The following is a 16100-nucleotide window of genomic DNA, read 5'->3' on the forward strand; positions in this document are numbered from 1 at the left end:
GTGATAATATTAGAGACCCAGTTTGTCTCTTAACGTGTAATACCAAGCTCCGATAGCACTAAAAGGGACGCGAAGTGCGTGGCCACCGGGGAATGGATAATGTGGCAATGCAGCAAAGGCGTCGAAACGCGTGGCTTGGCCGTTGAGCATTTCGGCCAGTAACTTGCCTGCCAGATGGGTATAAGTGACACCGTGGCCACTGCAACCCTGTGAATAATAGATATTCTTACCGATACGACCGACCTGTGGCAGGCGCGATAGCGTCAGTAGGAAGTTACCTGTCCACGCATAATCGATCTTCACATCTTTTAATTGCGGAAAGGTTTTGAGCATATTCGGAATAATGATCGACTTGATATCCGCCGGATCGCGGGCGCCATACACTACGCCGCCGCCGTAAATCATCCGCTTGTCGCCAGACAGGCGGAAATAATCGAGTAGATAGTTACAGTCTTCGACGCAGTAATCCTGCGGTAATAAGCTCGCCGCCAGATCGTCGCTCAAAGGCTCAGTGGTAATCACTTGCGTGCCGCAGGGCATAGACTTCGCCTGCAACTCTGGCATTAACTTACCTAAATAAGCATTACCCGCCACGACCACAAACTTGGCTTTGACACTGCCCTGCGCCGTATGCACAACTGGGCTATCGCCTTCATCGACACTCAGCACTGCTGAGTCTTCAAAAATCTTGCCGCCGAGGGATTCGACCGCACGCGCTTCGCCAAGAGCTAAGTTAAGCGGGTGAATATGGCCGCCACTTTTATCGAGCAGACCACCGACATAGCGCTCAGTATTTACCATACCGCGAATGCCTTTGGCATCGAGGAGTTCGAGCTGATTAACATGACCGTGGCTTTCCCACAGTTGCTTTTGATGGCGCAGATGACCCATTTGTTTTTCGTTCATCGCAGCAAACACGCCGCCATCTTTTAGATCGCATTGAATGTTGTACTTAGCAATCCGATCGCGGATGATTTTTCCGCCCTCAAAGGCCATTTGGCCAAAGAGTTTACCTTGTTCTTTGCCGACTGTTTTTTCAATAGTATCAATGTCACGGCTAAAGCTATTGACGATTTGCCCGCCATTACGGCCCGAGGCGCCCCAGCCAATGCGAGCGGCTTCTAACACCACCACACTAAAGCCAGATTCTAGTAAATGCAGCGCAGCAGAAAGGCCCGTATAACCCGCGCCAATCACACAAACATCGGCTTCAATTGATTCCTCTAGGCGCGGACGTTCAACCTTATCGTTGGCCGATGCCGCATAATATGATCCCGCGTGAGCTATGGCAGACATGTTGTTCCCTTGAATTCTAATGTTCATTATTTTAAACAGCCATCACATCCTACACGCTCACAAAACGAAACACTAGCCAAAAAACCACAATAATTTACACTTCGTTTGATATTTCAAACGGCATATATTATCAAAATCAGTGATTAATTTAAGCTTGAAGCGTTTGTAGGATAAAGTTGCGAATAGCGGCTGATAAGTTAAAAAAATGGCTTTGTCGAGCACAAAGCCATTCTATGATTAAACTCACTCGTTAATTGGCATGCGGTCGCGTTTCTCTGCCCGCCTTGCCATATACCAAGAGAGAAAGGCAATTAAGGACACACTCAAAATAATCAATGTCGCTAGCGCGTTGATTTTAGGTGAAACCCCCATGCGTACTGATGAGAACACCACCATAGGTAAGGTCGTTGCACCCGGGCCCGATGCAAAGCTTGCAATCACTAAATCATCTAAAGATAAACTGAAAGACAGCAACCAACCCGCCATTAACGCAGGCGATATCATAGGCACAGTAATTAAAAAGAAGGTTTTAAGTGGCGTTGCACCTAAGTCCATAGCAGCCTCTTCAATTGATCTATCCAGCTCGCGCAATCTTGACGACACGACCACAGCCACATAGGCGGCGCAGAAGGTCGAATGCGCAATCCACACAGTCAACATGCCGCGCTCTTTAGGCCAACCAAACAAGTCGGCCATGTGCACAAACAGCAGTAGCAATGACAAACCGGTAATCACCTCTGGCATAACCAGTGGTGCTGTGATCATGTTTGATAATGTCAGTTTTGCCCATGAACGCTTAAAACGCGTCATCACAAAGGCCGCCATTGTCCCAATAACAACCGCCATGGTTGAGCTATAAAAAGCAATCCGCAGACTGGTCCATACTGCATCTAAAATCTGTTGGTCCTCAAATAATTCGCCATACCATTTAGGTGAAAAACCGCCCCATACCGTCACGAGCTTAGAATCGTTAAAGGAGTAAATCACCAGCACCAACATAGGGGCATATAGGAACAGCAGTCCAAACCACAGCATGACAGAAGAAAAACTTAATTTGTTCATAGGTCTTTCTCCAAACTACGCGCCTGATAGCGATGAAATAGCGTTATCGGAATAATCAATAAACCGAGCATTACAATCGCCAGTGACGAAGCCACAGGCCAGTCACGGTTATTAAAGAATTCTTGCCATAGGACTCGGCCAATCATTAGTGAATCAGGGCCGCCTAGCAGCTCTGGGATCACAAACTCCCCAACCGCCGGAATAAACACCAGCATAGAACCCGCAATAACACCGCTTTTTGACAGTGGTAACGTAATTTTCCAGAAGGTATTGATACGGCTTGAGCCTAAATCTGACGCTGCTTCAATCAAACTCATATCGAGTTTCACTAAGGTGGCGTACAGCGGCAAAATCATAAAGGGTAAATATGCGTAGATAATGCCGATATACACGGCCACATTGGTATTTAAAATCTGTAGCGGCTCAGAGATAACGCCTAACCACATGAGTGTATTGTTGATAATACCCGTATTACTTAAGATCCCCATCCAAGCGTAAACACGAATTAAGAACGAGGTCCAAGAAGGCAACATGACTAATAGCAATAACACGGTTTGCAAACGCGCTGGCGCACGGGCTATGGCGTAAGCCATGGGATAGCCAATAATCAAACAACCAATCGTCGAAATGAATGCCATTTTAAGCGAGCTGAGATAGGCCATGTAATACAGCGAATCATCAAGTAACATCAAATAATTACCAAAATGTAAAAAAACATTTAAGACATTATCGGCATACTGAAAAGTCGCTTCGTAGGGCGGAATCGAAATCGCCGCCGTCGAAAAACTCAGTTTAAGGACAATCGCAAATGGCAAAGCAAAAAATAATAACAGCCAAAGATAGGGGATCCCTATGGTCCAAATACGACCTTTTAACCATTTTAATCGAGTCGGTATCTTCATGATCTTAACACCACGCCACTGGTGTCCTCCCAACTGATAAATACTTCGTCATCCCATGTCGCATTATCGGCACGGCGTTCGCGGTTTGTCATACTACACTGTACAATTTGGCCATTTTCCAAACGAATGTAATACACTGATATACCGCCTAAATATGCGATATCGTGTACTATTCCCTTAGCCCAATTGTACTGACCTTCTGGCTGTACACGGTTAATAATGGTCTTTTCAGGGCGTACCGCTAACCAGACATTCTTATCTTCAACGTTAGTCGATACCCCATAGCCAACATAAAAATGCTGTGTTAGCTCATTAGGTTTTATGATCAAATGGTCAGCTTCATCCACTTCAATGGCGCCAGCAAATAAGTTTACGGTACCAATAAACTCGGCAATCATGCGGCTGTTCGGGCTTTCATAAATGTCCATGGGTGAGCCTGTTTGGGCAATCCAACCATCGTTCATGATTGAAATTCGTCCGGCCATTGTCATGGCTTCTTCTTGATCGTGGGTCACCATCACGCAAGTCACGCCCACACGCTCAAGAATTTCAACGACTTCGAGTTGCATTTGGGTACGCAGTTTTTTATCCAATGCGCCCATAGGCTCATCGAGTAATAATAATTTAGGACGTTTTGCCAATGAACGGGCCAGTGCGACACGTTGACGTTGACCACCAGATAACTGGTGCGGCTTACGCTTTCCGTATTGTTCCATGTGCACCAGTTTGAGCATGTCTTGCACACGTTGCTCAATTTCTGCTTTAGGTAACTTGTCTTGTTTTAAACCAAAGGCGATGTTTTGCGCCACTGTCATGTGAGGAAACAGTGCGTAAGATTGAAACATCATATTGATGGGACGTTCGTAAGGAGGTAAATCGGTAATGTCTTCGCCATCGAGGAAAATACGGCCAGATGTGGGCTTTTCAAACCCCGCTAACATACGCAACAGCGTTGATTTCCCCGATCCAGAGCCGCCAAGTAAGGCAAAAATTTCGCCTTTATTAATCGTCAATGACACGTCATCGACAGCCCGTACATCATCAAATAATTTACTGACTCGCTCAATCTTGAGCAGCACTTTATCTTGCGTCTTTATTGTCGGTTTATTGGTGACGCCCGAGGTGATTGTCATAGTACTTCTCCACCCTACAATGAGGCGTTAACGCCCTCAAATTGTGGGGTCAACACAATGAATGAAAATAGAATAAACAAACGCTATTAAATCCTATACGTGGATTAACTCTGCATAGGATTGGACATAGTGAGTTTGCCAAACAAGGGGCAAGCTAAGCTTGCCCCGTATCGACTATTGCCCTGACTTCACTTTGGTCCAAACACGATTTAATATACGTTGGATTTTCAAAGAGCGAATTTCACCAATATAGAGTTTATCGAGTACATCTTGCGGTGGATAAATAGCAGGATCGGTACGAATCGCTTCATCAACCAAAGGTTGTGCAGGATCGTTTGGATTAGCATAAGCAACAAAGTTAGAAATAGGCGCAATCACTTCTGGCCGCAGTAGATAATTAATCAGTGTTTGAGCATTGTCTACGTTAGTCGAATCGGCAGGGATGGCTAACATATCAAACCACAGGTTTGCGCCTTCTTTTGGTATCGAGTAACCAATTTTGTTACCGTTACCCGCTTCTTCAGCGCGCGCTTTAGCTTGAAATACATCACCAGAGAAACCAAAGGCAACACAGATATCGCCATTGGCTAAATCAGAAATATAACGTGAGGAGTGAAAATAAGTCACATAAGGACGAATTTTCTCAAGTAAATCACCGGCCTTTTCATAATCACTAGGGTTAGTACTATTAGGGTCTAAACCTAAATAAATCAGTGCTTGAGGCACCATATCGTCGGCAGAATCCAACATAGCAAAACCACATTTTGAGATTTTTTCAGCATATTTAGGATTAAAGATCAGCTCCATTGAGTTTAATGGTGCATCTTCGCCAACAGCCGCTTTCACTTTATCGATGTTGTAACCAATCCCGTTAGTGCCCCATAAATAAGGTACAGCATACTTGTTAGCAGGATCTGCCTTTTCCAGCAGTTCCATCAATGCAGGATTTAAATTTTTGAAATTAGTTAGCTTAGTGCGGTCTAATTCTTTAAAAGCGCCAGCTTTAATTTGCTTTGCAAGAAAGTGATTAGAAGGCACAACGATATCGTAGCCACTACGGCCCGAGAGCAACTTAGTTTCAAGAACTTCATTACTATCGAACACATCATAAACGACCCGAATACCCGTTTCTTTCTTGAAATTTTCTAAGGTATCTTCAGCGATATAATCTGACCAGTTATACATGCGTACCACTTCTTCGGCTTGAGTCGCTGCGCTTGCCATTACGCTCGCGGTCACCAGAGCTAGAGTGGTCATCTTATTAAATAGTTTCATGCTTTCTCCTTTCTCAGGTAGCAGAATTGCTTAAGCAAATTCTGACATTGTGTCACCGGGATACCCGGATATAGTTGTTATTCTCGACCAATGCTACACCTTAAAACCGCATCGGCAGTCACTACGACATGATAATCATGCTGATTTCGCTCTTGTTACAACTTGTTAAGTATCAGGTTTCGTGCCAAATATTGAAATGTAAGATATTGCATTAATACTCAAAAAAACAGACTAAATATTGCTAGCATCGCCATAGTGCAATATTTTAAAAGCCTCAAGCCGCACTAAACCAATCGTAAAATCCCTTGCGACATAAAGTAATTAACAAGTAAAAATAAACACTTAAACCTATTAATGATTAGGGCAACAAACACGATTAAGGCTATTAGCTTATTCTAACAATCTAAGCACTGGGTTGAAGTAAACGCTTTATGCAAAACCATTATAAAATCATTATATTATTTAACAACAACATCGCACCAACAGAGTGCAACATTACTACAACAGTGCACAGATTCCAGCTTAAGTCCCCGCGTTAACCTGAAACGGTCTTAGGCTAACGCGGGCAAACATTGCAGAGTATTAACGTAACAACATCACACGGTGAGCAGTAGAAATTCACGTTCCCATGAACTGACAACACGACGGAAGTTTTCAAGCTCAGCCTGTTTCACCGCCACAAAACCTGTGGTGAAAGCTTCGCCTAAATACTGTTTACAGGCATCACTTTCTTCCATCGCCGCTAACGCTTCCTCTAAGGTCAGAGGCAGGCAATGGGTATTGTTGCTGCGACTTTCATTGGCTTTACCTTGCACCGGTGTCGACGGTTTAAGTGCCTCAACCATACCTATATAACCACACAATAAGCTGGCAGCAATCGCCAAATAACAGTTAGCATCGGCACCAGGAATACGGTTTTCGATACGGCGATTTTGCGGCGAAGACTCAGGAATACGCAAACCACAGGTACGGTTTTCATCACCCCACTCTAAGTTTACTGGTGCTGAAGTTCCGGGTAGAAACCGGCGGAAAGAGTTCGCATTGGGCGCCATAAGGGGTAATAGCTCAGGAATAAATTTTTGCAGACCGGCTATATAACCTAAGAATAACTGGCTTTTAGTGCCATCTTCATTGGTGAAAATGTTTTTACCTGTCTCTTTATTAATTACGCTCTGGTGAATGTGCATCGCACTACCCGGCTCATCTGTCACTGGTTTTGCCATAAAAGTGGCGCAAACATTGTGCTTTAGTGCCGCTTCACGCAGGGTGCGCTTAAAGATAAACACTTGATCAGCTAAGGATAATGCATTTCCATGGCTGAAGTTTATCTCCATCTGCGCTGGACCATCTTCATGGATTAAGGTATCGATATCCAACCCCTGGAGCTCACACCAATCGTACATATCCTCAAACATGGGATCGTATTCGTTGGCAGCATCGATAGAGAAAGACTGGCGACCTGCTTCTGGTCGACCTGAGCGGCCAATGGGTGGCTTAAGCGGTAAATCGTGGTCGTCGCTACGGCGGGTTAAATAAAATTCCATTTCGGGAGCTATAACCGGTTCCCAGCCCTGTTCATCATAGAGAGACAAGACTTTTTTCAATACGTTACGGGGTGATAACTCAATCGGATTACCCATTCTATCGTAGCAATCGTGGATAACCTGCGCTGTAGCTTCAATGGTCCAAGGCAACATAAAGACAGCGTTTTCATCGGGCACGCACACAAAATCAATATCGGCAGCATCGAGCAGGCTGTAGTAAATATCTTCGTTAACAAAATCGCCAGTTACGGTTTGTAACAGCACACTTTCGGGCAAACGCATGCCTTTTTCATCGAGAAACTTATCGACTGGTGCAATCTTGCCGCGGGCGATGCCAGTCATGTCGCAAATAACACATTCGACTTCTGTGATTTTTCGTTCTTTTAAAAAAGCGATAAGCTTATTCATTATTATTTCACTCGAGTTGTAGCCCTACGTCGGCAGGCATCACCAAACGCACTGAAGATAGAAAGATAAAATGAGTTTTCACTCACCTTCCACTCTGGATGCCATTGCACACCGAGGGCAAATTCTTTAGTACCGATCACGGAGAAAGCCTCCACTAATCCATCGGGAGCATAAGCTTCTGGCCGCAACCCATTACCCAGACGCTCCACGCCTTGAGTATGCAAAGAGTTAACCTCTGCAGAGTTACGGCCCCAGGCCTCATGAATAACCCCCCCAGGCTCAACAGTAATACTGTGAGAAACCCCATACTGCACATCTAAGGATGCGGTGTTATCTTCTCTATGTTCAATAAAGCCATCTACCTCATATAATTTCTGGTGCAAACTGCCACCAAAGGCCACATTCATTTCTTGAAAACCGCGGCAAATACCTAATACGGGTATCCCTGCAGCAATTGCAGCATGGATTAACGGCAACGTTGTCGCATCACGCTTGGGATCATGATGTGTGCCAAGCTCACTCGGCTGACCGGCATAAAGATGGGGTTCAACATTAGAAGGGGAGCCAGTAAACAAAATACCGTCAAGACGTGCCAAAATGGCGTTTATCGGTAAATCACCGCCTAAGGATGGGATCACTAACGGCCAACCCTTCGCGCCATTCACTACGCCTAAAAGATATTTTTCACCAACGATATTAAAGGGATGCAATCCCAGTTGTCGATTACATGCTACAACGCCAATAAGAGGCAAATCAGCTGACATATCTCACCTTTAGAATTCGTTTTACTAGCATAACGAACATCTCGCCTTCAAATGTTCATTTTTTCACACAGTACACCGAAATTTAACACGAGGCAAGAGGTTAAGCAATTGTTAACTTTGACCCTGACCAGCAATAGCTAATAGAGATAAATAACAGTTAGTTAAAATTAAAGCCTCTCAGTAATATGTTATTTTTTGTGAATGCATCAGCTGTTACACGGGTATTATTTCGATTATTATCGAGTCTATTAAGTAATATTAACGTCAAGTTTGAACTAATATTATTTACACAATAAGAGATAAGAATAGGCAATGGAGTAGAATAAGAAGCGCTAGAATGGGGATGATTAAGTGCTGTATTACGCCACCGTTCTTTATTGAACAAGTGGCCTAATAGATTGAATAATAAGCTAAGTGAGTAATTTTACTAAAAGTTTGCTGGCGTAGTTGCACTCACCAAACGGCAAGGTTCATCAAAGGGATTACGGAATCGATGCGGTAATTCACTGTTAAAGTAATAACTATCACCGGCTTCTAAAATATACACTTCATCACCGACTGTGAGTTCGAATTTACCCTCAATCACCATCGCGGCTTCTTCGCCTTCATGCTTTAACATCTCATCACCCGTGTCTGAGCCGGGTGGATAAATCTCATTCATTACCGACATAGCACGGTTTGGATAATCGCGGCCAATCAGTTTAAATTCTAGAGGTCCAGTCCCGATATCGAGTAATTCATCGGACCGATAAACAACCTTACGTTCACTATCCGTTGAGGTTTCAATTGAGAAAAAATCCACTAAAGACATAGGGATACCCGAGAGCACTTTTTTTAAAGAGCTGACTGATGGGCTAACACTGTTTTTCTCGATCATCGAAATGGTGCTGTTAGTTACGCCAGCACGTTTGGCTAGCTCTCGTTGAGATAAGCCTTTCATTTTTCGAATAGTTTTAAGGCTGGCGCCAATATCCAAATTTCACATCCCCCTAAACGCTCGGATAAAACCCGATAGATGACGAATAACATGTTCAGGATAAACCCCATCCAGAACGTATTTTCGCCCTAAAAGTGCGTGTTTTACTGCTTTCATTGTATTCTACATAAAAAGCATGTTAAATAAAACGAACACTTTTTCACATCATGTTAAAAGTGTGATGAGTATACTGAGGCAAGTCCAATTTACAATAAAAACAATTTTTGGAGCCATAATGGCAAGTAAACCGCCCGTGCACAGTGAACAATATCCACAATCATATTATGTTGATACTGCAAAAGAAATTTATGCTCATCCACAACTTGAAGGCAATATCAGTGCCGATGTCTGCATAGTGGGCGGTGGCTTTAGTGGTATCAATACCGCCATAGAACTCGCTCAACGTGGTCTGAGTGTAGTGCTATTAGAAGCCAAGCGCATTGGTTGGGGCGCATCGGGGCGCAATGGTGGCGAACTCATTCGCGGTATCGGCCACGATCCTGCGCAATTTAAAAATGAGATCGGCATTGAAGGCGTACAAGCCATCCAACAGATGGGCTTTGAAGCGGTTGAAATTGTGCGAAATCGCATACAAGAACACCAAATAGACTGCGATCTACATATGGGTTACTGCGACTTGGCAGTAAAGCCTCGCCACATGGATGAACTTGAAGAAGAATTTAGTGCACTTAAAGCCATGGGTTATCAGCAGGAAATCAAACTGCTCACTAAATCGCAATTGGGTGAAGTGATTGGTTCAGATTTTTATCAAGGTGCCTTGGTCGATATGGGCAGCGGCCACCTACACCCACTTAATCTTGCCCTTGGCGAAGCCCGCGTCGCCCGCAATCTCGGCGCGCAATTATTTGAATACAGCAAAGCTAAAAAAATCATTCAAGGTACCAAACCTAAGGTCATTACCGCCAAAGGCGAAGTCACTTGTCAATACTTAGTGCTCGCTGGTAATGCGTATATCGGCCACAAGCTTAACAGTTTTATCGGTGGTAAAGTGTTACCAGCGGGCAGTTATTTATTAGCAACTGAGCCTTTAACGGCAGCTCAATGCGCCAGTATTATCCCGAAGAATATGGCTTTCGCCGATATGCGAATAGCCTTAGATTACTACCATCTATCCGCAGACCGTCGGTTATTATTTGGCGGCCTTTGCACCTATTCGGGTAAAGATCCTAAGGATATTGAAGCGGCGCTTAGGCCGAATCTAGAGAAAGTGTTCCCACAATTAAAAGGGATACGCATCGATTATGAATGGGGAGGCATGATAGGTATCGGCGCAAACCGTATGCCGCAAATTGGTCGCCTGCCCGATGCTAATAATATTTTTTACGCCCAAGCCTATGCAGGACACGGCGTGAACGCCACTCACATGGCGGCAAAACTGCTTGCCGAGGCGATTTGCCAGCAGGCGGGACATTTTGATGTGTTCGCCAAAATCAAACACATGACCTTCCCCGGCGGCCCGACGTTCCGCTCACCTATGCTCGCGGCAGGCATGCTGTATCACAGGTTTAAGGATTTGTTTTAAGCACGAATAAATAATGCCCCGCGGATGACTTATCCGCGGGGCATTATTTGTCATTTAAGTGCGAGTCATTTAAGCGCCAATCATTAACGCATTAATCTTTTAAGCATGCGTGATTTATACAACAAGGTAAAACCTCGCCTAAAATCTAAGTTCTAGCTCGACTCACCTACGCAAATTACTTCGCTCTGCTTAATCTCAGCCGCTTTTTACGCCTTGCCCACAAAATAAAAGGCATAGAGCCAAGATAATGCACCACTAAAGCCACCACAACGCCAAAGCCTATACCACTGGCGGTTAAAGGGATGCCTGGCTTAAAGTTACTGAGGGTTTTTTCAAGATAATCAAAGCGAGCAGGATTAAACATGTAGGCAGTTTTCTCAAATAAATTACCTTTTTTGAAAATTCCCATACCTTGCTCAAGTTGAGTGTAAAGTTCGAGTGTCTGCAACTTTTGCTCAGCATCAGCGCGGACACTGGGCTCCTGATTAACTTGGTGATGGGCAATCATCTCTTGTGCATCCGCATATTGGTATTGTTTCGCGGTTGCTTCATAGCCTTCTACTTGCCATCGGGTCGATTCATAAAGACCTGATAAAAATTGCTGATAATGATCAGCCAATTGCGGTAACTGCAAGGCCATCACTAGAATGAGTCCAAATACCAACTTATCAATTAATCTGCCAATCAAGACTTTCTCCTTGGCACTTTAGCCAAACAATAAAAACACATTGAGTTACGATACATCAGTTACATAACGCTCGAAGTTACACTAACTCAATCAATACCTTGCTTAGTTAACACTCTCTATTGGCAGATCATTACGAGCGCCCCAATCTGCCCATGAACCGTCATAGAGGATAGGATGAGTATGCCCTGCCGCCACCGAGGCTAAAATCAAAATACACGCAGTGATCCCTGAACCACAGCTAAATACCCGTGCAGACTTATCTGCTGCAAGCCCTTGATAGATAGCCTGTAACTCGCTGGTAGATTTAATTTTATTGCCATCGAGCACTTGAGCAAAGGGTAAGTTAACCGAGTGAGGAATATGCCCAGAGCGCACACCGGGGCGAGGTTCACTCACTTGACCTAAAAAGCGCGGCGCGCCACGGGCATCGATAATCGCGGCTTCGGCATCCATCACCCGCTCGGTGTGGTATTGCAGTACATCAGCCAAAGTATCGACATCCGTAGGGCCATAATCAACACCTTCATCTTGGTAACGCGATGAGGTCATTCGGTCTTCTTCAATCCATTGGGGCAAACCACCATCAAGTACATAAACTTGACTAAAACCCATCACTTTAAAAGTCCACCAAGCCCGCGGAGAAGAATAAATACCTTGGTTATCATAGATAACAATAATGCTATCGGCCTCAATCCCAAGTTGTGCGATCCCTTGAGTGAATTGCTCAAGCGTCGGCAAGGCATGAATTTGGCTTGAAGTCTTATCACAAAACACATTTTCTAAGTCGAACCGACGTGAGCGTGCTATACAAATCGGCTCGTCATAAACTAGGGGTTCTTTACCAATAACGGTTTGCATACTGGCATCGAGCAGCACTAGATGGGGATCGGTGAGGTGTGCTTCGAGCCACTGCGTACTAACAAGTGGGTATTCCATAGCAAATCCTTATACTGTTATGTGGATCGAGTGTGAGTCTTTCATGCTAGCCGCAAAGCCCAAATATCGGCTTTAAAAGTTGTCGGCTTTAGCTATTCAACAAAAGCATTAATCGCGTTTGGCGATGCTTAAAGTGCATCGCACCGTTTTATCAAGCTAGCCGCTATTTAATGACTTCTATTTTCACATCTATTAAACCTGAAGAAGTGTTACCTATGCTACTAAATGCCGATTTTGATAGATCAATAATACGGCCACGCACAAAAGGCCCTCTATCGTTAATTTTTACAATGACACTTTTGCCATTATCGACGTTAGTCACCTTAACACTCGAACCAAAGGGTAACTTTTTATGGGCTGCAGTTTTTGATGTATGTTTATAACGTGCGCCGCTCGCCGTTTTTTTATTTTGATGTCTATCGCCATAAAAAGAAGCTTTGCCAGACTCAGTGAATCCCACCCAGTTACCATCTTCACCCGTTTTTAACGAAGAACAACCTGCCAAAAAGCTTAACAGTGCCAGTACAGATAATTTGATAAAAGTAGAACGCATAATTTGGTTTTTAAGTGTGTTCACATGACACCTTCTCTAATAAGTGAATTTATTGCTAGGGAGCAATCTGCTCAGCAAAAATCAAGGGGGGAAATAACGAAGAACCCTTGGATGACAAAAGCTCAGGGCTTGCATCCTAAAAAAACAGTGCAAGACATCATAAAACTCCACGAGGCTACAGCAGTTACACGCTAAAATCACGCATTAGCAGGTGTGTACTGGTCAACCCACCATAAAATACTCAATGCATACTCCTTTATTGACTTGGTAGCTAACGCCGCCTTAAGCGGTGAGTAATAGTTGGCTAAAATGTGAAGCGAAGCGGAACTGAGCCAACTGTTACGAATCCGACTTGAAGGCCTTGTTAGGCATTTTTTTGTACAGTTTAAGGATTGGGTTTTTTGTGGCTTCCCATTCTTCTTTTAATAACACTCTTGCCTCATTCACTACTGAATCAGATAAATCCCTCCAGTTGGAGTATGCATTATCATCTAACCCAATTGATGCAGGATTAAATAGTTTCAATAGATTGGCTAATAGAGTATCTGCTGCTTCATCGTCAGGTTTAAACCTGAGGCTAATTCTGCTATGAATATGTAAGGCATCATATTTAAGGCGATCAAGCTCCGGTTTCATTTGAGATTTCTTATCTTGTTCACTTTCCGAGTTAAATGTTAAATATAAATCTATCCATTGATGTGCCTTAGATATGTACTCAGATATATCAGTTCTTAGCCCATCTATCCACGCTTGTCGAAATTCGGATATTTTAACGCCTCTTGCTACAAATGCAGCAGCTATAACACCGAAGGCAACCCATAGTGTTGCAGTTAACATAAATAACTCCTGTAATGCCTAACGTCTTAGTATTTATGCGCTGTTTGCAGGGCATAAATCGCTTGTTGGACTTGGCCGCTGCCACATCCGTGTAAATGGGTATGAATAATGCTATAGAAATTTGCTTTTTTGCGGTAGCGGTTTTTTATACAGTTTGGTGGGTAATTACTTGATATTGTTTTAGCTTTATCATTCTATTTAGCTCACTTGAGGCAATAGTTTTTTAATTAAACGAACAGCGAGAGGCTAATTAGGATTGTCATTGTTGCACCTGTGACCTTCTAAAACAGGATGTTTTAGAAGGTCACAGGGACGAGTTTACGGCGTGTCACTGGGGAAACAATGGCAATTAATGCGTAATGCACGCAACTCAACGGCCTTGCTTTGGGATAAACCGCCCTAAAAATAAAAACCTCTTTCCATGTAATATGAAAAGAGGTTTTAGTATTGAGCGAAAGCGGCTCCTTCTTCTATATATATACAAAAAATATAGACAAAAAAGAGCAGTTATAAAAACAGTCCGCTTATAGCACGATCCAAGTCGCTTTCAATTCTGTGTATTTGTCGAAGGAATGCAGAGATTTATCTCGGCCATTACCTGACTGTTTATAGCCACCGAATGGCGCTGTCATGTCGCCGCCATCGTAATGGTTGATCCACACCATGCCAGCGCGCAGGGCTTTAGCGGTTTTATGGGCCTTGCTGATGTTTGAGGTCCACACGCCAGCGGCTAAACCGTAGATAGTATCGTTGGCGATTGATATCGCTTCTTCCATACCATTAAATTCAATCACAGATAACACAGGGCCAAAAATCTCTTCACTAGCAATTTTCATCTGATTATTTACATTAGAGAATACCGTTGGCTGCACATACACGCCGCCCGTATCGGCCATGACTTGGCAGCCACCGTGGACTAAGGTTGCGCCTTCATCTTTACCTGCTTTAATGTAACTGAGTACTGTGTCTAACTGTTGTTTATCGACAACGGCGCCGCTCACAGTCGCAGGGTCGAGTGGATGACCCGGATGCCACGAGGCTAGCTCCTCTGCAATAAGCGCGATAAGCTCATCTTTCACCCCTGATTCCACCAGCAAACGCGAACCTGCGGTGCAGACTTCACCTTGGTTAAAGGCAATCGCTTCAGCGGCGGCAACGGCAGCGGCTTTCAGATCTGGCGCGTCATTAAAGACGATATTGGGGCTCTTGCCTCCTGCCTCTAACCACACGCGTTTCATGTTCGACTCGCCAGCGTAAATCATTAATTGCTTGGCGATTTTGGTGGAACCTGTGAACACCAGCGTATCCACGTCCATATGCAGGGCTAAGGCTTTACCTACGGTATGGCCAAATCCTGGCAACACGTTTAATACGCCTTGGGGGATCCCGGCTTCAATGGCGAGTTGTGCCATGCGGATTGCCGTTAAGGGTGACTTTTCAGAGGGTTTTAATACCACACTGTTACCTGTAGCAAGTGCAGGGCCGAGCTTCCAACACGCCATCAGCATAGGGAAGTTCCACGGCACAATTGCAGCGACAACTCCCACAGGTTCACGGGTGATCATGCCTATTTCATTGTGAGCGGTTGGTGCGAGTTCATCGTAAATTTTATCTATCGCTTCGCCTGACCAGCGAATGGCACGGGCAGCGCCCACGACATCCACCGCCTTAGAGAAACGAATCGGTTTACCCATGTCGAGGGTTTCTAACAGGGCGAGTTCATTGGCATTTTCTTCGAGTAATTCGGCGAAACGTATCATCACTTGTTTGCGCTTTACCGGAGACTGCTGCGACCAAACACCAGACTCGAATACGCTGCGGCCATTGGCAACCGCAAGGTTGGCATCGTCAACATCGCAACTCGCCACTTTTACCAACAAGCGGCCATCGATAGGACTAATACAATCAAAGGTGTTACCCGAAACGGCATCTTGATATTCGCCATTGATAAAAGCCTTGCCATTAATAGACAAACTGGCAGCAAGACTTTCCCATTCGCTACGTTTCTTTGGTGTGTTCATGATGACCTCTTAATAGTTCGTATAAGTGTGGTTTAACGTTCATCGACAAAAAATAGCCATCTGTGACAGACGTTTTGCAAATGCTAAACATCATCACAGTCATAATTTCTGGCTTCAGATTACGCTGTTTGAGCAATAAAATTCAATATTTTTTACAAAAAT

14 protein-coding genes are annotated in these 16100 nt (G+C 44.2%); 1 reads left to right on the forward strand and 13 read right to left on the reverse strand.

The genetic code is table 11. The features are described 5' to 3' along the window. Positions 1 to 9: 9 nt before the first annotated feature. The 8 genes from ACRN9H_RS09170 to ACRN9H_RS09205 form a co-directional block, all read right to left on the reverse strand. Entirely contained in the window at positions 10 to 1296 is a 1287-nt protein-coding gene (locus ACRN9H_RS09170; RefSeq protein WP_432313400.1) for an NAD(P)/FAD-dependent oxidoreductase, read from the reverse strand. Positions 1297 to 1539: 243 nt separating this feature from the next. Further along, entirely contained in the window at positions 1540 to 2358 is an 819-nt protein-coding gene (locus ACRN9H_RS09175; RefSeq protein WP_432313401.1) for an ABC transporter permease subunit, read from the reverse strand. Then, a complete protein-coding gene (locus ACRN9H_RS09180; RefSeq protein ID WP_220772948.1) occupies positions 2355 to 3260 on the reverse strand; it encodes an ABC transporter permease subunit in 906 nt (301 codons plus the stop codon). Before ACRN9H_RS09180 ends, ACRN9H_RS09175 begins: the two co-directional genes overlap by 4 nt. Then, a complete protein-coding gene (potA, locus tag ACRN9H_RS09185) occupies positions 3257 to 4393 on the reverse strand; it encodes a polyamine ABC transporter ATP-binding protein (protein WP_432313402.1) in 1137 nt (378 codons plus the stop codon). The genes ACRN9H_RS09180 and potA overlap by 4 nt, the downstream gene beginning before the upstream one ends. 174 nt (positions 4394 to 4567) lie before the next feature. Then, entirely contained in the window at positions 4568 to 5668 is a 1101-nt protein-coding gene (locus tag ACRN9H_RS09190) for a polyamine ABC transporter substrate-binding protein (RefSeq protein ID WP_432313403.1), read from the reverse strand. Positions 5669 to 6264: 596 nt separating this feature from the next. After that, a complete protein-coding gene (locus ACRN9H_RS09195; protein WP_432313404.1) occupies positions 6265 to 7620 on the reverse strand; it encodes a glutamine synthetase family protein in 1356 nt (451 codons plus the stop codon). A 2-nt stretch (positions 7621 to 7622) separates the two neighbouring features. Beyond that, positions 7623 to 8384 (reverse strand): gamma-glutamyl-gamma-aminobutyrate hydrolase family protein, encoded by a 762-nt coding sequence (locus ACRN9H_RS09200; RefSeq protein ID WP_432313405.1) that lies wholly within the window; start codon positions 8382 to 8384, stop codon positions 7623 to 7625. 427 nt (positions 8385 to 8811) lie between these two features. Beyond that, entirely contained in the window at positions 8812 to 9360 is a 549-nt protein-coding gene (locus ACRN9H_RS09205) for a cupin domain-containing protein (protein ID WP_432313406.1), read from the reverse strand. Positions 9361 to 9595: 235 nt separating this feature from the next. Here ACRN9H_RS09205 and ACRN9H_RS09210 point away from each other — a divergent pair, with 235 nt between their 5' ends. Beyond that, positions 9596 to 10903, forward strand: coding sequence for an NAD(P)/FAD-dependent oxidoreductase (locus ACRN9H_RS09210; RefSeq protein ID WP_432313407.1), 1308 nt, complete (start codon positions 9596 to 9598; stop codon positions 10901 to 10903). A 175-nt stretch (positions 10904 to 11078) separates the two neighbouring features. On the opposite strand, the gene ACRN9H_RS09215 is transcribed toward ACRN9H_RS09210, so the two are convergent. The 5 genes from ACRN9H_RS09215 to ACRN9H_RS09235 form a co-directional block, all read right to left on the reverse strand. Beyond that, positions 11079 to 11591, reverse strand: a complete 513-nt coding sequence (locus ACRN9H_RS09215) for a DUF2937 family protein (protein ID WP_263190389.1) — start codon at positions 11589 to 11591, stop codon at positions 11079 to 11081. Between the two features lie 102 nt (positions 11592 to 11693). Then, entirely contained in the window at positions 11694 to 12527 is an 834-nt protein-coding gene (locus ACRN9H_RS09220; RefSeq protein WP_432313408.1) for a sulfurtransferase, read from the reverse strand. A gap of 163 nt (positions 12528 to 12690) precedes the next feature. Beyond that, on the reverse strand, positions 12691 to 13104 hold the full coding sequence (locus ACRN9H_RS09225; RefSeq protein ID WP_432313409.1) for a septal ring lytic transglycosylase RlpA family protein: 414 nt from the start codon (positions 13102 to 13104) through the stop codon (positions 12691 to 12693). A 315-nt stretch (positions 13105 to 13419) separates the two neighbouring features. After that, a complete protein-coding gene (locus ACRN9H_RS09230) occupies positions 13420 to 13917 on the reverse strand; it encodes a hypothetical protein (RefSeq protein ID WP_432313410.1) in 498 nt (165 codons plus the stop codon). Between the two features lie 524 nt (positions 13918 to 14441). After that, entirely contained in the window at positions 14442 to 15938 is a 1497-nt protein-coding gene (locus tag ACRN9H_RS09235; protein ID WP_432313411.1) for an aldehyde dehydrogenase, read from the reverse strand. Positions 15939 to 16100: the final 162 nt, after the last annotated feature.

This window comes from Shewanella sp. MF08487, assembly GCF_050848685.1.
In the GTDB taxonomy this organism is placed as follows: domain Bacteria; phylum Pseudomonadota; class Gammaproteobacteria; order Enterobacterales; family Shewanellaceae; genus Shewanella; species Shewanella glacialipiscicola.